At 46.1% G+C, this 17461-nt stretch carries 17 protein-coding genes; 8 read left to right on the forward strand and 9 right to left on the reverse strand.

The window, feature by feature from the left end; genetic code table 11:
• Nucleotides 1-67: 67 nt before the first annotated feature.
• The gene (locus ACO0KY_RS00615) at nucleotides 68-3649 is read left to right on the forward strand and encodes an indolepyruvate ferredoxin oxidoreductase family protein (protein WP_423043411.1); all 3582 of its coding nucleotides are present in this window, start codon (nucleotides 68-70) and stop codon (nucleotides 3647-3649) included.
• 140 nt (nucleotides 3650-3789) lie between these two features.
• On the opposite strand, the gene ACO0KY_RS00620 is transcribed toward ACO0KY_RS00615, so the two are convergent.
• Entirely contained in the window at nucleotides 3790-4347 is a 558-nt protein-coding gene (locus ACO0KY_RS00620) for a GNAT family N-acetyltransferase (protein ID WP_423043413.1), read from the reverse strand.
• Nucleotides 4344-4565: a hypothetical protein gene (locus ACO0KY_RS00625; protein ID WP_423043415.1), complete on the reverse strand. Its 222-nt coding sequence runs from the start codon at nucleotides 4563-4565 to the stop codon at nucleotides 4344-4346. Before ACO0KY_RS00625 ends, ACO0KY_RS00620 begins: the two co-directional genes overlap by 4 nt.
• A 539-nt stretch (nucleotides 4566-5104) precedes the next feature.
• Between ACO0KY_RS00625 and ACO0KY_RS00630 the strand changes: the two genes are divergently transcribed.
• Together ACO0KY_RS00630 and ACO0KY_RS00635 are read left to right on the forward strand one after the other, a co-directional pair.
• On the forward strand, nucleotides 5105-6607 hold the full coding sequence (locus tag ACO0KY_RS00630; RefSeq protein ID WP_186912767.1) for a peptide MFS transporter: 1503 nt from the start codon (nucleotides 5105-5107) through the stop codon (nucleotides 6605-6607).
• Nucleotides 6604-6996, forward strand: coding sequence for a DUF423 domain-containing protein (locus ACO0KY_RS00635; RefSeq protein ID WP_423043417.1), 393 nt, complete (start codon nucleotides 6604-6606; stop codon nucleotides 6994-6996). The genes ACO0KY_RS00630 and ACO0KY_RS00635 overlap by 4 nt, the downstream gene beginning before the upstream one ends.
• Before the next feature lie 51 nt (nucleotides 6997-7047).
• On the opposite strand, the gene ACO0KY_RS00640 is transcribed toward ACO0KY_RS00635, so the two are convergent.
• Nucleotides 7048-7659, reverse strand: coding sequence for a glutathione S-transferase family protein (locus ACO0KY_RS00640; protein WP_422990304.1), 612 nt, complete (start codon nucleotides 7657-7659; stop codon nucleotides 7048-7050).
• A gap of 402 nt (nucleotides 7660-8061) precedes the next feature.
• Between ACO0KY_RS00640 and ACO0KY_RS00645 the strand changes: the two genes are divergently transcribed.
• The gene (locus ACO0KY_RS00645) at nucleotides 8062-9009 is read left to right on the forward strand and encodes a substrate-binding periplasmic protein (RefSeq protein ID WP_423043419.1); all 948 of its coding nucleotides are present in this window, start codon (nucleotides 8062-8064) and stop codon (nucleotides 9007-9009) included.
• 334 nt (nucleotides 9010-9343) lie between these two features.
• On the opposite strand, the gene ACO0KY_RS00650 is transcribed toward ACO0KY_RS00645, so the two are convergent.
• Together ACO0KY_RS00650 and ACO0KY_RS00655 are read right to left on the reverse strand one after the other, a co-directional pair.
• The gene (locus ACO0KY_RS00650) at nucleotides 9344-10222 is read right to left on the reverse strand and encodes a PhaM family polyhydroxyalkanoate granule multifunctional regulatory protein (RefSeq protein WP_423043421.1); all 879 of its coding nucleotides are present in this window, start codon (nucleotides 10220-10222) and stop codon (nucleotides 9344-9346) included.
• 42 nt (nucleotides 10223-10264) lie between these two features.
• The gene (locus tag ACO0KY_RS00655) at nucleotides 10265-11491 is read right to left on the reverse strand and encodes a branched-chain amino acid ABC transporter substrate-binding protein (RefSeq protein WP_423043423.1); all 1227 of its coding nucleotides are present in this window, start codon (nucleotides 11489-11491) and stop codon (nucleotides 10265-10267) included.
• 216 nt (nucleotides 11492-11707) lie between these two features.
• Here ACO0KY_RS00655 and ACO0KY_RS00660 point away from each other — a divergent pair, with 216 nt between their 5' ends.
• From ACO0KY_RS00660 to ACO0KY_RS00675, 4 genes are all read left to right on the forward strand, one after another.
• Complete coding sequence (locus ACO0KY_RS00660; protein ID WP_423043425.1) at nucleotides 11708-12895, forward strand: DUF3108 domain-containing protein; 1188 nt, start codon at nucleotides 11708-11710, stop codon at nucleotides 12893-12895.
• 1 nt (nucleotide 12896) lies between these two features.
• Nucleotides 12897-13667, forward strand: coding sequence for a DUF3108 domain-containing protein (locus tag ACO0KY_RS00665; protein WP_423043427.1), 771 nt, complete (start codon nucleotides 12897-12899; stop codon nucleotides 13665-13667).
• A 180-nt stretch (nucleotides 13668-13847) separates the two neighbouring features.
• The gene (locus tag ACO0KY_RS00670; protein WP_186912721.1) at nucleotides 13848-14441 is read left to right on the forward strand and encodes a DUF2975 domain-containing protein; all 594 of its coding nucleotides are present in this window, start codon (nucleotides 13848-13850) and stop codon (nucleotides 14439-14441) included.
• A gap of 5 nt (nucleotides 14442-14446) precedes the next feature.
• A complete protein-coding gene (locus ACO0KY_RS00675; protein ID WP_186912722.1) occupies nucleotides 14447-14731 on the forward strand; it encodes a helix-turn-helix domain-containing protein in 285 nt (94 codons plus the stop codon).
• Here ACO0KY_RS00675 and ACO0KY_RS00680 read toward each other — a convergent pair.
• The 4 genes from ACO0KY_RS00680 to ACO0KY_RS00695 form a co-directional block, all read right to left on the reverse strand.
• A complete protein-coding gene (locus ACO0KY_RS00680) occupies nucleotides 14716-15150 on the reverse strand; it encodes a hypothetical protein (RefSeq protein WP_186912723.1) in 435 nt (144 codons plus the stop codon). The two genes, ACO0KY_RS00675 and ACO0KY_RS00680, sit on opposite strands and share 16 nt — an antisense overlap.
• A 133-nt stretch (nucleotides 15151-15283) precedes the next feature.
• Nucleotides 15284-15832 (reverse strand): DUF2726 domain-containing protein, encoded by a 549-nt coding sequence (locus ACO0KY_RS00685; RefSeq protein ID WP_423043430.1) that lies wholly within the window; start codon nucleotides 15830-15832, stop codon nucleotides 15284-15286.
• A gap of 452 nt (nucleotides 15833-16284) precedes the next feature.
• Nucleotides 16285-17004 (reverse strand): alpha/beta fold hydrolase, encoded by a 720-nt coding sequence (locus ACO0KY_RS00690; protein ID WP_423043432.1) that lies wholly within the window; start codon nucleotides 17002-17004, stop codon nucleotides 16285-16287.
• Between the two features lie 32 nt (nucleotides 17005-17036).
• Nucleotides 17037-17342 (reverse strand): hypothetical protein, encoded by a 306-nt coding sequence (locus ACO0KY_RS00695; protein ID WP_423043434.1) that lies wholly within the window; start codon nucleotides 17340-17342, stop codon nucleotides 17037-17039.
• Nucleotides 17343-17461: the final 119 nt, after the last annotated feature.

Below are 17461 nucleotides of genomic sequence, written 5' to 3' on the forward strand. Positions count from 1 at the left end.
CACAAGGTGATTCTGTTTTGTTGTGAACAACCATCGCAGCATGAAAATATAAAAGCACGGAGACCCCATGAACGCACCCCTTAAGCCCGAACAGCAGGCGCTGATCGACACCTCTATTGGTCTGGACGACAAATACACTTTGGAGCGCGGACGCGCTTTTATGACCGGCACACAGGCTTTGATTCGCCTGATGATGTTGCAACGTCAGGCCGATGAAAAAGCTGGCCTCAATACTGCTGGCTATATCAGCGGCTATCGCGGATCACCGCTCGGTAACGTCGATCTGACCGCTGGTAAAGCAAAAAAGCATTTATCCAAATACCACGTTAAATTTCATCCTGGTGTGAACGAGGATCTGGCCGCGACTTCTGTCTGGGGTACGCAACAGGTTAATATGTTCCCGGGTGCAAAATACGACGGCGTATTTGCGATGTGGTATGGCAAAGGCCCGGGTGTTGATCGCTGTGGTGACGTGTTCAAACATGCGAATCTGGCTGGCACATCGAAACACGGCGGCGTATTGGTGGTTGCGGGTGACGATCATGCGGCTAAGTCTTCAACAGCGGCGCATCAGAGTGAACATATTCTGAAAGCCTGCGGCATTCCTGTCTTGTATCCATCCACAGTGCAAGAGTATCTGGACTACGGCTTACACGGCATCGCCTTGTCCCGCTACACTGGCTTATGGGTGTCAATGAAATGCGTGACCGACATCGTTGAATCTGGTGCAGTGGTCGATATTGATCCGGATCGCGTCAAGCCTGTGATCCCAACCGAATTTGTATTGCCTGCCGATGGTGTCAACATTCGCACACCCGATCCGGTGTTAGCGCAAGAAACGCGCATGAACAACTACAAATGGTACGCCGCTTTAGCCTATGCGCGTGCCAACAAGCTAAACCAGATTATCTGGGATAGCCCAAATGCCAAGATCGGTATTATCACTGCCGGTAAATCCTACCTCGATACCCGTCAGGCCTTGGCCGACTTGGGTATTGATGAACAAGTTGCCAAAGACATCGGTATCCGTCTGTATAAGATCGGTATGACCTGGCCATTAGAATCCGAAGGTGTGCGCGAATTCGCAACTGGTCTGGAAGAAATTCTGGTGGTCGAAGAAAAACGTCAGATTCTCGAATACGCACTCAAAGAAGAACTGTACAACTGGGAAGACAAAGTCCGTCCCCGCGTCGTTGGTAAGTTCGATGATTCCGGCGAATGGAGCAATGTCCATGGTTCGGGTCATGGCGAATGGTTGCTGCCAGCGACATACGAATTAAGCCCGGCACAAATTGCCCGTGCGATCGCTTCCCGTATTACCCGCTACTTCGCCGGACATCCGGTCGAGCAACGCGTCAAAGAACGTGTCGCCTATCTGGAAGCCAAAGAGCAAATGCTCAACAGCGTTGGCAAACCAGACGCCAACAAAGACCGCGTCCCGCATTTCTGTTCCGGTTGCCCACACAACACTTCTACTAAAGTACCAGAAGGCAGTCGCGCTTTAGCGGGTATTGGTTGCCATTACATGGTGACTTGGATGGATCGCGAAACATCAACGTTTACCCATATGGGTGGCGAGGGTGTGACCTGGGTTGGTGCTGCTTCATTCACCAACGAAAAGCACGTCTTCTGTAATCTGGGTGATGGAACATATTACCACTCAGGTTTGTTGGCAATTCGCGCGGCGGTTTCAGGTGATGTGAATATCACTTACAAAATTCTGTTTAACGATGCCGTCGCGATGACTGGTGGTCAGGAATTCGACGGCCCCTTAGATCCTGGCATGATTTCTCGCCAGATCGCTGCTGAGGGCGTCAATCCGATTATCGTCGTGACTGATGAGCCAGAAAAATATCCAGCCGGTTATCCATGGGCTGCTGGTGTGACTGTGCGCCATCGTTCCGAACTCGATGCCGTTCAACGCGAATTGCGTGAGTGCAAAGGCGTGTCGGCGATGATTTACGATCAAACCTGCGCCTCAGAAAAACGCCGCCGCCGGAAAAAATTCGACAAAAACGGTAAGCCAGCTTTCCCTGACCCAGCCAAACGCGCTGTGATCAATGAAGCGGTGTGCGAAGGTTGCGGCGATTGCTCAGTGCAATCTAACTGCTTGTCCGTCGAACCATTGGAAACCGAATTCGGTCGTAAGCGTCAGATCAATCAATCTTCATGCAACAAGGATTTTTCTTGCGTGACTGGTTTCTGTCCAAGTTTTGTGACGGTAGAAGGTGGCAAGCTGAAAAAGCCTGCGAAAACGAAGATCGAAGCAGGTAACGCTTTAGATGTGAATACTTTACCGTATCCAACTTTGCCAAAAACCGAAGTACCATTTGGTGTATTGGTCACAGGTGTGGGTGGTACAGGTGTCATCACTATCGGTCAGATCATGGCGATGGCGGCGCATTTGCAAGGCAAAGCATGTTCTGTTCTGGATATGACAGGCCTGGCGCAAAAAGGCGGTGCGGTGATGTCACACGTGCGTCTGGCAGACAAGGCAGAAGACATCCAGTCGACACGTGTTGGTACTGGTATGGCTGATTTGGTTATCGGCTGCGATCTGATCGTTACTGCAGGCAAAGATGCATTGTCACGCATGGGTGAAGGCCGCACGTTTGCAGCAATCAACGCCAATGGCACGCCAACCTCGACGTTTATTAAAAACCCGAACTGGCAATTCCCTGGTGAAGCCGCAGAACAAGATATTGTTAAAGCCTGCGGTGAAGGCCGTGTCGATATGATCGACGCAGCATCGATCGCAACGGCGCTGATGGGTGACAATATTGCGACCAATATGTTCATCCTCGGTTATGCATGGCAAAAAGGTTGGGTGCCGCTCGAAGGCGTGGCATTAATGCGTGCTATTGAACTCAATGCCGTATCAATTGATTTCAACAAACAAGCATTCAACTGGGGTCGTCTGGCAGCACATGATCTGGCTGCTGTAAAACGTTTGGTAACACCAGCGCAAGTGGTAGAGTTGAAACGTGCGCCAAGTCTGGACGACACGATCAACAAACGCATTGCTTTCCTGACTGATTATCAAAACGTGTCGTATGCACAGCAATACGCTGACTTTGTGGCACAGGTCAAAGCTGCCGAAACCAAAGTTGCTGATGGCAAGCCTTTACGTTTAACTGAAGCAGTCGCGAAATATCTGTTTAAGCTGATGGCGTACAAAGACGAATATGAAGTTGCTCGTCTGTACACCGATGGTAAGTTCCAGAAGAAAATTGCCGATATGTTTGAAGGCGATTACGAAATCAACTTCCATCTGGCACCGCCATTGTTTGCCAAACGTGATGCACAAGGTCATTTGATTAAGCAGCAATTTGGCCCATGGATGATGAAGGCATTTGGCTTACTTGCCAGCATGAAGTCGTTGCGTGGCGGTGCTTTAGATATCTTTGGCTACACCGAAGAACGCCGTATGGAACGCGCATTGCCTGTCGAATACAAGCAAACGATCAGCAAATTGCTGCCAATGTTGAATGCAGATAATTTGGCAAAAGCGGTGGCGGTGGCAAGTATTCCAGAAGATATCCGTGGTTACGGTCACGTCAAAGAGCGTCATCTGGCTGCTGCTAAAACCAAAGAAGCCAACTTGATTGCGGAATTCAATACTGCAAAGGCACCACAAAAAGTGGCTTAATCAGGTCGTCAACTAATAAAAAATGACCAGCTTCGTCTGGTCATTTTTTTTTTGATAGCAGGCGTCAATATCCTGTGTCTCTCGCTTTTTCTCGATACGACAGAAGGTGGGAAAAGTAGAAGCATGTTTTGATTAATATTTCAGTTAACACAAAGATTTTTTTCCTCCCATGTTTGCCTGGAGATCACATAAATAACGCTTTCAGGTTCACCCGGTACGTCGTTCAAAGTGCCACATTTTTTCATGCCATTTTTTTCCAAAATTGACCGTGACGGTAAATTTTGTGGTCGGGTCAAGCCGAATACTTCTGGGACCTGCTTCTGCATGAATGCAAAAGTTAATGCCGCTTGCGTAAGTTCGCTGGCAAAGCCATTACCCCATGAAGATGGTGCAAAACGAAATCCTAAATTTAGCCGTTCAATATTGCCATATTGTTTATAAGATAAACCCCCGAAACCAATGATTTCATCGACCTTCGACTTTCGCGACACCGTCCATGGGCCTAACCCATAACTTTCCCAATGAGATAACAGGTTATCGAGTAGCTGCCTGGCTGCGGCCTCGTCGGCAAGAGGACCTGCCGGATTGAATTTGTTGGTAGCAGGATCACCAAATATACGAAATAGCGCACTTGCATCGTTCACCTCTGGGCGCCTTAATAAGAGCTGCTTTGACAGGTGTCTGATCGGGAATGTCATTGTTTATCCTTTTCAGTTTTCTGATTTAAATGGTTTTCCAGCAGGTAGGTTGCGAACGCCCGTTCAAGTCCGTCGCAGGCACCTGGACTCACGATGATGGGATCTGTCCAGGTATTTTCACGTATAAGTTTTTGATGTAATTCGTTGGCAGCATCATTGTTGATTCTTTCATGAGGCACCAGTTTCTCAACCGCCACAAGCTCGAAGACTTCATTCATATTCCCTCCTTCTTTTTACCAATGAATAAAAAACAATCGGGGGTTAGGGCAAGCCCTGTTTGTAAAATGGAAAACTTCCTATTTCGCTGTCTTTATCAAACAAGGTGCGTCACGATGGATGCTATTTGAACAGGCTTACTGCTGTTAGGAGCGTAAATGCCAGTGATCAGACATCGTTCATCGTTGCGACACACGTGTGTGACTTTATGGATTACAGTGAGTTGTATTGTGTTGTTGAGACAAAGCGAAATCAAACGAAATTACATATTTTGCATTTTTGCTGATACTTGTTACAACTTAGTTGATGCCTCATTTCCCCTCATTTCACTTCCATTCTCTTTATTTAGAAACGAAAGGAGCAAATAGAGATCGAAAAATAGACATTTAAAAAATAGGTTTTTTTAACAAAATGATGGCCTTTGTTCGGCTATTTATGATTTGGTTGAATCTTATTCGTCATCCCGCACCGCACTATACAAATACCACATCGTTAAGCAGGCTCTGTTTTACAATGCTCGCCACACAAACGGGAGTCAATTTTGTCCATTATTAAACAAAAGCTATCAAGCGTACCGGAAGGTTCTGCTGCCTTATTTTTTATTCAAATTTTTGCGACTTTAGGTTTTGCGATTTTGTATTCGACCTTGGTCTTATACGCGACCAAAAAGCTGAACTTCAGTGTCAAAGAAGCGACCGCCATCATGGGTGTATTTGGCGCCTTCAATTATGGCTTGCATTTATTTGGTGGCTATCTGGGTGGGCGGTTTATCAGTAACCGCAATCTGTTTGTCGGCGGGATGATTTTGCAAGTGCTTGGATGTGCCTGTATTTCAGGTGGTACCGTGATGCAAATGTACTGGGGGCTCGCTCTATTTTTGACCGGTAGTGGTTTGAACGTGACCTGCATCAACATGATGCTGACGCAACGATTTGCACCGGAAGATAATCGCCGTGAAGCTGCATTCTTGTGGAATTACGCGGGCATGAATCTCGGCTTTTTTATTGGTTTTAGCGCCGCCGGTTATTACCAATTACAAGAAGATTATTCCAGCCTGTTTATCTTTGCGACCATCGGCAACTTCATGTCAATTGTATTGGCCGCATTTAACTGGAAGACGTTAAAAGACCGCAATACAACATTGTCCGTGTCGACACCATCCGAATTTAAGAAAAAAATGGCAGTTGGTTTAGCTGTGTTGGTTGGTCTGGTTCCGGTCGTGTTTTATATGTTGCATCAGGCAGAATCGACGGCGCAGATAATTCTGGCTATCGGCGGCCTGGTTGCTGCGGTGTTGGTCTACCTGACTGTTGTTCATAAAGACGTGCGCGAACGTCGTAATATGTCAGCTTATTTGGTGTTCACTTTGGGCTCATTAGTGTTTTGGACACTGTACCAAATGGCACCAACCGGTTTGCAGCTGTTCACCGTCAGCAATGTTGATCGTATCGTGATGGGTGTAGAAATCGCACCGCAATGGATACAAAACATCAATACCTTTGTGATTGTGTTTGGAGGCCCTTTGATGGCATTGTGGTTCAAAGGCTTACGGGAAAAAGGCTGGAATATTGATGTGTCTATCCAGTTTGCTACGGCGCTGTTATTGATAGGTCTGGGTTTTTTGGTTCTGCCATTGGGTATCTTTTTGGCACCGGCAAGCGGTATGGTGGCATTTAAATGGATTTTCATCAGCTATATTTTCCAGAGTATTGGTGAGTTGCTGATTTCTCCAGTCGGCTACGCGATGATAGGTCGACTCGCACCAGCAAAATACCAGGGCGTAATGATGGGTACCTGGATGCTGGCAACCGGTATCGCGTCTATCTTGTCCAGCTATTTCTCGGGCATGGTGCCAGAAGCAGCAGATGGTACAGCCCTCACAACCAACCCTACTTATAGCCACGTCTTTGGAATCTTGGGTTGGGGTAGTGTTGCGGTGGGAGTTGTGTTATTTGTGTTGATACCGTTCATGCGCAAATTGATTACGAATGGGCCAGCGAAAGAGGCAGAGTCGGAATCTAATCCGGAAACTGTGAGCGCATGAAGCAATCAACTTGCATCGTCCTTGCCGCTCTGAACATGCTGATCGCAGTGGGTGCAGGCGCCTTTGGTGCGCATGGACTTAAAGCCATCCTGAGTATAGATATGCTGGCGGTATGGCAGACCGCAGTGCATTACCAGATGGTGCATGCGCTGGGTTTGTTCGGTTTGGGATTGTTGAGGGCGCAATGGCCGGATGCGAATTTGTTAGGTTGCTCTGCGGTGGCGATGCTGTTTGGTATTGTCGTTTTTAGCGGCAGTCTTTATGCGCTGGCACTGAGCGGTATTTTGTGGCTGGGTGCGATCACACCTATAGGCGGCGTCGCATTTTTGGTGGCATGGGGGATGCTGGCGTGGTGCGCTTACCGCCGCCAGTCATCGTCATTCAATTAAAGCTAGTCTGACGTTTTAATCTCAAACATAGCGAGTCAATCTTTTGCGAGATTACTCGCTATATTTTTGCACCGCGCGTTGGTAAGCTGGGCGCGCCTCGACCATCTCCACAAAACGCGTCAGATTAGGGAAGGCATGGCGCCCTGCATTGCGCACGCCAACTTGTGCCACAAATGACAATTGCACATCAGCTGCCGTCAATGCATCGCCGACAAAATAATCACGACCTTCTAACTCTGCATTCAAATACCCCAAATGATTTGCGATCTCGCTATGAATGCGTGGATGCAATGGCGCGCCTGCGTCACCCAGTCGACCCACATACAGCTTCAACAATAAAGGTAACATGGCTGAGCCTTCGGCATAGTGCATGAATTGCAGATAGCGATAATAATCAGCGGTGCCACGTGCTGGCACAAATTGCCCGTTGCCATATTCAGCCACCAGATATTCCAGAATTGCACCTGATTCAATCAAGACCAAATCCTTATCTTTAATCACCGGTGCTTTGCCCAAAGGATGAATCGCTTTCAGTTCTGGTGGTGCCAGACGGGTTGTCGCGTCGCGGTCATAGCTGATGACGGTGTAGTCTAAGGCTAACTCTTCCAGCATCCAGGTAATACGACGGGAGCGGGATTCTTTCAGGTGATGGACTTCTATCATAGCGGCCTCAATGAGATAGGTGGTTGAACGATAAGACCCTCATTATGCCGAGATTTGTATAAGCCTGCTGTAATGTACCGCATAGAGCTGGACGGACGTGGTTTTTGTGGAATGCTTAGAAATGGCACAACACGCAATCTGGTTACAGGTCATTTTGGATTAACCTTCTGTTAACATGCTCCAATCAGGGCATCGACAAAACAAATACCCATCTTGAATAACTGGGTATCTCTACATATACTCTAAACAAGCGTTAATAAAAATTAATGCGGTAATGATCAAGCCGATCATGATTAAGATGTTTTGGCCCATGCAAATAGCATCCCACACTCGCCTTTCTTCCAAATTGTTGCGAAAAACAATTTATATATTGCAATCACATCTAATCAATAGTTAAAGAACATGGACAACGTTCGTATATCCGAAAGAGCCTTGGAATACACGTTGAATGGTTCAGCGAGTTCTCTGAAAAAAACATTGAGGGGAATTCTTTTCCAATCTTTGCTGTTCGTTGCGGGACTCGTATTCGGTAACCCAGTGGTGGCGGCAGAACAGCGACCGCTCACAGTTGTATTTGCCGAAGGCCTTGAACCGCTTTGCTGGGAAGAGGGCGGTAAGGCAATGGGTGAGCAACCTGAAATTGCGGAATATGTGTTAGCCAAGTTGGGCATTAAAGCGAAGTTTTTGTTTTTGCCATGGGCCAGGGCGCAGTGGATGATTAAAGAAGGTACGGCCGACCTGATGATGACCACTCCGACAAAAAACCGGTTTGATTACGCGGTGTTTGGGAAAGAAATGACGACGCCGAACTACTGGAACGTCTTTGTCAGGAAAGATGATTCTGAGTTAGTTAAAAAAACTAAAAACTTTACTACCCTTGATGATCTTAAACCCTATCCTATATTGGATTTTTTTGGTAATGGATGGACGGAAGCGCATTTAAAGGAATCAGACGGGTTCAAGGTGCACAAAGCCGCAAAGATGCAAGATATCGTGCGTTTGATGGGAATGGGGCAAGGCAGCTTAACGATTAATTCGTCAACCTCGATGAATTGGTTTTTGAATAAACTGCATATGACAGATGTGATTGAAGAGATCGCACTGGAGACGCCAGAGACGAGATTCCAAATGGTGTTTCAAGTTTCAAGAAAGTCACCCTGGATGCAGAAAGGACTCGTCAAGAGTTTGGATGCTGAATTGCAGAAAATGAAGTTAAATGGAGAATGGTTAAAAGTGCTGAAGAAGTACAAGGATCCTTACGGCACAGGCGCCCCATTCAAAGCATATGCGCAGGCTGAAGAGTTCTATCAAGATTATGATCGCTACCCGATTTTCAAACCTGATTTTTAGAATTCTCTGTTAAGCGGGGTCGTTCAATGGATACTGTTATCGTTTGCAGGTAAAACGGCATCTTTACTACATTGATTTTCAATAATTAAAACGGTCAAACCTCGTAAAATCAAGCTGGGGGATGGCAGCAAAGAAGGCGACGCCAAGACTGCGCCGTGCGGGTGCCGTCACTGCGTATCGGTACAAATTGCTTTGTCTACAGCGGATAAATTCAAAACCAACATCCAAACCCTAACCTCATATCAAAAAACTTGCGAATATTCCGCTGTTCTTCAAGCAGGTGAGTGTTAAGGGTGTTAGCAAACTATGAAACAGTTAGCTTGTGTAGGTACTGTTATTTTTTTACAGGTTTTCCGGCAGTCTTTTTAGGGATAGATGGCGGCTTGACGCTTGCTTTTATGACTGCGCTAGCTGCTGCCCTGCTGACAGGCTTCGCTTTGGCCGGAGCGGTTTTAGTTACTGATTTGGCGACCGTTTTTGTAGTGGCTTTCGGCTTTGCTTTGGAAGCAGTGGCTGGTTTATTTCGTGCTTTTGTCGACGCTGCTGATTTTTTGTCGTTATTGGCATTGTTGGTCGTGGCGGCGACACTCTCCGTGACACCTGGTTCGCTTTCTAAAGCTTTGCTGACCGCTTGTTTAAACTGATCTTGCAACAATCCCCACCACGCGGCGGGTGTTGCGAATGGGGCGCTGGCATCTGGTGTGCTGGTGGTCTGTGATGGATTGTTTGCGCTGGATTCGCCGGTAGTGGCTTCGGCGCTTGTGCTTGCGGTGGTTTCAGTCTGTTCAGGAGGCATGTCGATGTCGTCATCCTCTTCCTCTTCGACCGCAGGCTCCGGAATCTTGTGACTTCCAGCTGGCATAGGCCAATCGGCGTTACTCGTATGGCTTTCTGCTTTTGCTGTTGGCGCAACAGGTGCAGTCGCTTGCTGTGCGTGTTGGGCAAAACTCTCACCCAACGATTGCAAAGCGGCGATAGTTGCACGTTGCACTTCGAGCGCTTGTATCGTGCCGCGCAACATATTCATATTGACGTTCAGCCAGGATTCTACCGTCTTCAAATCCTTGATTTTTTTATCCAGCTCATCCAGGGACATCGGTGGTGCAACCATGCCTGGGATATTCATACTACCCCACAGATTTTTTATAAAACCTAGCGGATCGGACATGGAATTCAACCCGGATGTATCAGAACCAGAAAACGGATTACTCATCAAAATACTCCTGTGTTTGCGGCGGATTTGCGGAAGACTTAATTAATTGTTCATCTTGCATGAGCTTGGCAATGTCGTCAATCTCGATTCAAAAAAAGCTTCGGTTTTAAATCCATAGCCACTGCCTTCATTATCAAAGCGGGTACCGGCTTCGCCCTTTTTTTGCATCACTGAAACGTACAAAGGCTGTAGCAATTGATGATCTTGCGCGCGTATTTGTGCTTGATGAAAGCCATTTGAATACGTTGTACCCTCAAGTGCTTTAGCAACTGCAACCGCTTGCGTGGTATGTGCTTTTTCTATGGCGCGACTCAACATTTCTATCATCACGTGCATACGCAAATGCAGGTAATCTTCTTGTGGATCAGGATAGCGCAAACGGAAGGCCTGATAAAACGCGTCACTGGCTTGACCGCCCACGTTTGGATGCCATTCGGCCACTGCTCTGACGCGACCAACACCAGCATCGCCGATCGCAGCCGGTGCCCCCAATGCGTTGGCATAAAAGGTATAAAACTTCAAATTCATTCCGGCATCCTTGGTTGCTTTGATGAGCAAAGTCAGATCGTTGCCCCAGTTGCCAGTGATGACGGTATCAGCGCCACTGGCTTTAATCTTAGCGGCATAGGGGGCGAAATCTTTGATTTTGCCAATCGGATGCAGATCTTCTCCAACGATATGGATATCCGGACGTTTGCTGCCCAGCATACTGCGTGCACTTTTATTGACGCTGCGACCAAAACTATAATCCTGGCCAATCAGATAAACATTTTTGGCATGGACGTCGTTTTTGATGACCTCCGTTAATACTTGCATGCGCATATCGGCATTTGCATCAAATCTAAAATGCCAAAAGCTACACTTGTCGTTCGTTAACGCCGGATCGACGGCGGAATAATTCAAAAACAGAATGCGGTTATCTGGCGCACGTTGATTGTGTTTGTTGATCGCATCAATCATCGCCAATGCAACGGCCGAACTATTCCCTTGAATGACAAAAGGAATATGCTGATCGGTGACCTGTCTGAGCGCATTGAGGGATTCTTCAACACCTTGTTTGTTATCGATGATGGTCAGCGCCAAATAATGCTTGCCATCAGGCAAAGTCACACCGCCGCGCGCATTGATATTGTCGATTGCCATTTGTACATTGCGTTGTACTGCCTGGCCAGCATTGCTGAATGGGCCACTCATGCCTTCTATCATCGCGATACGGATTGGTGCCGGCGCAGCACACGCATGGTCTGTGCTGACCAATGAAATTTGCACACTGATTACAATTAAGCAGGTAAGGCGTTTTAAAAAGTGAAAGGGCATAAGTGAGGCGGAGTTTTATTAAATTGAATGGAAAACGAAGATATTGTCGCAAGTGTCGAAAAAGCACGAAAAAGCGCGAAAAAGTAACAAACGACAAAGCAGGTATTTTAACCGCATCAAAAAATGCAAATATCGCGTACATTCGTGCAAGCGTTTACACTCACGCCTATGACATTGCCTAACTCTATTACTTTGCGCTCACCTTTTCGGTTTAGTTTGCTGGTGTTTGCCGCTTTGGCCTTGCTGCTCCATTATTTGCTATGGGGTGCGGTATCAGATATCGCCAAGCCCACTACCTCCAGTCCGATAAGCGAAAAAATGGTGACTGTGCAATTGGCGGAGCCCGCAGATACCACGAAGGTAGTAGTGAAAACGGCACCGCCTGTGGCAAAGCCAGCCCCTAAAGCTCTCACTAAGGCAGCGCCAAAAGCTGTTACCGAAAAAACGACCGACGCAGATTCTGCGCCCACAACAGAGCCGTCCGTGGTGCAAGATAGTGCACCAACGGCTGAATCATCCAATGAACAGAATAGGGCAGGCAGTGAAACGCATGTCAGTAAAGCATCTGACGATACTCCTGCTGCTCCGGACGCAACGAATAATTTCAACGTTGTCGATAAGCCAGTAATTGAAAATAAGCCGCCAGCAGATGACAGCCTTGATTTATCCGGCCTCAGTATCTTGCCGCCGCCGTCTGGGAAAATGAATTTGAAGGTAATTTACGTCGCCAAAAATATGAACCCAGTTTATGGTCTGGGTGAAATTCAATGGTCAATCAAGGATAGTAAATACCAAATGCAAATTGAAGCGTCGCTGGATCTTTTGATCACCACACTGCGTTTGTATAAACTACAAAGTGATGGTGCTATTGGCGATCATGGTATCGCGCCGAAAATGATGAGCGAAACCCGGCGTGGTCGTAGCGAAACTGCCACGCATTTTAATTACGACACGAACACGATTAGTTTTTCTGCGACCACGAATACCGTAGAGATGAGCAAAGGTGCGCAGGACAGGGCAACTGTTTTTATGCAATTGGCAGGTTTGGGTATCGCCGCACCAGAACAATTTGTTGCAGGAAAAAAGATAACGATACAAGTTGCTGAAAATCGCGAAGCGGATAAATTTATTTTTGTTATTTCCGGACAAGAGGAAATTCAAACTTCACTTGGAAAACTACAAACCTGGCACGTCACACGCCCACCGCGCCCGGGCTTATACAATTCGACATTAGAACTCTGGTTCGCTCCCGCGTATCATTGGTATCCGGTGCAAATCCGCAATACGGAACCGAATGGTGCCGTTACGACTCAAACAGCCAGCAAGATTCAATTTAATACCTCTACGGAAAAATAGTATGCGCCTCCAGTCTTTTGCTTCTCATCGCTTTTCAACGCTGTTTTGCAGTGCTGTGCTGGCACTCAGCGTCATGACGCAGACACATGCGAGTAATTCCGATATGGCGAGCAAAACGGTGTTTCAGTTGCCACCTGCTGCCGAACTGCAATACAACATCAAAGCCAAACAAAGCGGCATATCTTTGGGGGGATCGGCCAGCGTTAAATGGTTGGTGAGCAACCATAGTTATCAAATTCTGACCGAAACACGCGCCATGTTATTTGGCAAAATTCTCGATGCGAGCAGTGTTGGCAGTATCGATAATTTTGGTCTGGCCCCCGAAAAATTTGTAGAAAAGCGTTTTGGAAAACCAGCGACCACGACTGGTTTTAATCGCGATAGCAAAACCATCTCGTTCACGGCATCCGCTGAAACTTATCCAATCAAAGGCGGTGAGCAGGATCGTACCAGCGCAACATGGCAATTAGTTGCGCAGGCGCGCGCAGCGGGTGAAAAATTCAAACCGGGCTCTGAGTGGAAAATGTTTGTTGCTGGTCGCCGTGATGCGGAAGAGTGGATTTTCAAGGTTGTTGCTAGCGAAAAAATCACTACCGCTATGGGTGAAATTAATACGGTGCATATCAGTAAAGCACCGCCGCCTGATTCCAAAGATCAGACGCTGGATATCTGGCTTGCACCCGAGATGGAATGGTATCCGGTCAGGTTGAAATTCAGTGACGCGAATGGCGAATACATCGATCAAACCTTGGAAAGTGTGACTAAGCTTTAGGAGCATGATGTGCTTGATCGATTATGGTTGTCAGGGCAGGTGTGATCGGCTAGTCTCTAATGCTCATGTATAAAAACATCATAATCGATATTTAATTATCGATAAACGATAAAAAATACTTGATATTTAATTTTATCAGCCTAGAATAAGCTTCATCATTTCCTGTTATGGAGCTTTGTTATGCCACCTTCTTCAAAATCACGCGTTGTTGCTATCGGTCAGGTCAGTTCTTATCTGATTTGGTTCACCGTGCTTTCTATGTTCGTTATTTTGGTGTGTGCTCTTGCTGCGTTAGGCATAACGTGGATGAGCCTTCCTTCCGGTGATCTTAATATCGTCAGGCTGATACTCCAAAGCATTAACCCTGGAGATGATTACTTTGATTGGATAAAGAGACGCGGTGTGACGTCTGAGGCGCGGATTTTTCTGATGTTTTGTATTGTGGCGCTGGCGGCAAGTCTGGAATACCTGATGCTGCAATTGAATCAATTGCTGACTTGCTTCTCGAGTGGAGAAATTTTCAATCGCAAAGCAATTGGTCATGCTCGTTATGCGTTTTATGTCGCATTCTTTAGTAGTTTATTTTATTACGCCGTGCAATTGCTGGTGCTGACTTGTAGTGTGATGTTCTGGCAGGATGGCAAGATCAGTTATTTTTTCAGGATCTTCGCTGATGCACTTGGCGATACGGTGTGGGTAGGAATTTCTTTGTTGATTATCTGGTCTCTGGAAATTGGCGCTGAACTCAATGACGAAGTAGAACTCACGATCTGATCATTATGCCTATTATTGTTAATCTCGATGTCGTGTTGGCACAGCGAAAAATGCGCCTGAATACCTTGTCAGCCATTGTCGGTATCACAGTGCAAAATTTATCTGTGTTGAAGACCGGAAAAGCCAAGGCAATCCGGTTTGATACCTTAGAAAAAATTTGTGCGATCTTGAACTGTCAGCCTGGTGATATTTTGGCCTATACACCTGATACTAATGGGGTTACACAGACGGATAACCATGATCTGGACAGCGCAACAATATCTGAGGCAGATGATCAGATTGATTCCTGACGAATAAATGGGCCTACGCACTCATGCAGATTTTCTTCAGAGCAGAGTAAAAATTGTGTGCCGTCTGGATGTAACAAGATATAGTTGATTGCAATGTCGCCAATCGGGGATTTGTCCCCCGTACAGTCAGCTTGGCCATTGTGTTTGACGATTTTATCAATCCATTTATAAAAACCACGCGCACTAGGATAGTCGGAAATACGGAAGACTGATTCACTCACCTCTCTGCCACTGATGGTGCGCTTAGTGCCATTTGCTCTCAGGTTATACACTTCGTAACAAGCGAATTCTGGTAGTTCGATTTTCCAGGCGCCAACTAAGGGATGATCGGCGCGCAAAGGCGTACGTCTGATTTCTTGGCTAAATGCGACGTTGGTGCAGAGTGTCATTAACGTTGCAATAAGCATAGCGCGTTTCATGATTTCTGCTCCTGTGGCCCGGTGAAAGTAATGTTGCGCGGAAACTGGATGATGTTTACACCATAAATTGTCTGCTGCGAGTAGGCAAGGTCTTTTTGTCGAACATATAAAAAATTTTGCTTACTTTTGAAGCTCAACCGACACTAGACAGCATTTGATCAAATTGTTCGTCATGGGCGGGGTCAGGCAGACTGGTCTTCGTGATCAGATGCTCGCTGAATGCAGCCTGTATTGCTGCCTCTTCGGGTAACAGTTTAACGTGCCAACGGATTAGTCTCAATTCGGCATCTTTACATGCTTTATTTTTTTTGGCATCCGCGTCCTGCTGGTAGAAATTATGTTGACTCGCGTCATCTAGCTCTATCGCGGCAACGACGCTGAAATCTCTATTGCAGACGACAAAGTCGAAGCTTAAGCGGTTGATACGATTATTCCACTCATGAAAATCTGCACTTGGCTTGATGTTGAGAACCCGCGCCATATTGACTTGGGCGAGGACGATGTAATCAGGCAAAGCCTTAATCAGTCGAAAATACAGCACTTGTTCGGCTGCTCCCATGGGGCGCTTGACATAATAAGGCCAAACTTGTTGGTTATTGGTTGGACGTTGTGTTTTTTTAAACAGACGACCAACGATCAGTGCTAAAACAAAAGCGATGAGAAAAATGATGACCGTTTTCACAGCGAACCTCTTTAAAAGTTAAAATATTGTCACTAAAATCTATCTTGAGACATTAATATAAAAAAGGCAATACTTTATTTGCTGTGGTATTGTTGTTTTTTGTATATTATTTTAAATTTTACATGTTGCTTCAGATGTCGGCAGCTGACGGCATACTCTTTTAATTGAGAAATTTTTAATTTAAATTCTCTTAAATTAAATTAATTTTAATCTAAAGTTAATAAAATTGATCTAAATATCAATAAAAGTCTCCCATTAGAAAAATATAAATATAAACACATCTCGTCATTCGGCAATAATTTTCGGGATAGGTAATTTCATCCCATGGCTTGATATATCAAGTGGTATTGTTGCTAAATTTACACTATCGGCTATTTATGGAGCAATTTAATGACAGGGCGAGCGTAATATGTGTGCTCTGATAACCGTTGTCGAGGTGCCAGGCGGGAAACTTAGTTGGTGATAAAACTGCGCAATATGTTTGCCAGTTCTTGTGGTTTTTCGAGTGGTGACATGTGACCACACTGATCCAGAACTCGAAAAGTCGGATGTGGCAGCGCTGCTGCTATGTTTTCTGCCTCACTCAAAGATCGCATCTGATCCTGACGACTGGCGACGACAAGTGTCGGACAGAAAATTTTTTCAAAATCGGCATAGCCATCTTCACGGACGATGCTCAATTGCCGGATAAATACTTCGCGGCCCAACGCCAGAGACATGTTTTGCATTTGCATCAGTAAGGTCGTGTTATCGGTATTGTCAGGATGTAAGGCGCGTTTCAAGGCAGTGATGGTCTGACCTTTGTATGGAAAAATTTTCAGCATTTTTATTTGTTGCTGATTGCGCTCTATTTCTTCGGATGTCGTAGCGCGTGCCGAGGTATTAAGCAGGATCAGTTTGCTGATTTTTTCTGGTGCCATCAAGGCGACGCGGCGGGCGACATAACCACCCAAAGAAAAACCAATTAGTATGCAAGACGAAGGTAACTGAGAAATGATACGTGAGGCGATCGCATCAATGCTGTCGCCATGATTTAAATCGGAAAAATGAACAGAACCTAGTTCCTTTAGATCCGGAAGTATCATTTCCCACAAAAATGTATTGCACATAAAGCCAGGTATGAGCACGATATCTGTGTCATTGGGGATAGGGTGTTGCGCATGTTTCTTCACTTCATGCTTTCCATCAACGGCTGCGTTGGGTGTTATTTCTTTTGACGCAAGCTCTGTAACAAGTTATCGACTTCGGCACTCAAAGGAATTCCGTGTTGCCGCAATAATCGAATATGTAAAACCATATTTTCCAGCACCAGCTTAGCCGCTACTGCCAGTAGCGTAAGTTGCCTGTCTTCGACGCTGAAGCTATCTAGCTTTTCTGCCATTTCACACAAGTGGTCGGCAATCAACGTTCTTAACTGATCATCTTCAAAAGGAAGATCCGCGAAGTCGATAGGGTCTTCGGTTTCTACTTCCTTCATCAACAACGTAAGCTGTTCAGGTGTGATGGTCATAAATCGGAGTTCATGAATACTATATCAAAATAAAAAATGATTTAGTTCATTGTAGACAGTAGGCAGTATTCCACAAAGACCATGCAACTAAAATTAACATATAAGCGCACGATACAACG

Origin of the sequence: Undibacterium sp. Dicai25W (assembly GCF_049340505.1) — a bacterium.
In the GTDB taxonomy this organism is placed as follows: Bacteria; Pseudomonadota; Gammaproteobacteria; order Burkholderiales; family Burkholderiaceae_D; genus Undibacterium; species Undibacterium jejuense.

Coding starts and splice junctions, on each gene's coding strand:
- ACO0KY_RS00615 (WP_423043411.1), top strand. CDS start 68: ATGAACGCACCCCTTAAGCCCGAACAGCAGGCGCTGATCGACACCTCT.
- ACO0KY_RS00620 (WP_423043413.1), bottom strand. CDS start 4,347: ATGACATTCCCGATCAGACACCTGTCAAAGCAGCTCTTATTAAGGCGC.
- ACO0KY_RS00625 (WP_423043415.1), bottom strand. CDS start 4,565: ATGAATGAAGTCTTCGAGCTTGTGGCGGTTGAGAAACTGGTGCCTCAT.
- ACO0KY_RS00635 (WP_423043417.1), top strand. CDS start 6,604: ATGAAGCAATCAACTTGCATCGTCCTTGCCGCTCTGAACATGCTGATC.
- ACO0KY_RS00640 (WP_422990304.1), bottom strand. CDS start 7,659: ATGATAGAAGTCCATCACCTGAAAGAATCCCGCTCCCGTCGTATTACC.
- ACO0KY_RS00645 (WP_423043419.1), top strand. CDS start 8,062: ATGGACAACGTTCGTATATCCGAAAGAGCCTTGGAATACACGTTGAAT.
- ACO0KY_RS00650 (WP_423043421.1), bottom strand. CDS start 10,222: ATGAGTAATCCGTTTTCTGGTTCTGATACATCCGGGTTGAATTCCATG.
- ACO0KY_RS00660 (WP_423043425.1), top strand. CDS start 11,708: ATGACATTGCCTAACTCTATTACTTTGCGCTCACCTTTTCGGTTTAGT.
- ACO0KY_RS00665 (WP_423043427.1), top strand. CDS start 12,897: ATGCGCCTCCAGTCTTTTGCTTCTCATCGCTTTTCAACGCTGTTTTGC.
- ACO0KY_RS00670 (WP_186912721.1), top strand. CDS start 13,848: ATGCCACCTTCTTCAAAATCACGCGTTGTTGCTATCGGTCAGGTCAGT.
- ACO0KY_RS00675 (WP_186912722.1), top strand. CDS start 14,447: ATGCCTATTATTGTTAATCTCGATGTCGTGTTGGCACAGCGAAAAATG.
- ACO0KY_RS00680 (WP_186912723.1), bottom strand. CDS start 15,150: ATGAAACGCGCTATGCTTATTGCAACGTTAATGACACTCTGCACCAAC.
- ACO0KY_RS00695 (WP_423043434.1), bottom strand. CDS start 17,342: ATGACCATCACACCTGAACAGCTTACGTTGTTGATGAAGGAAGTAGAA.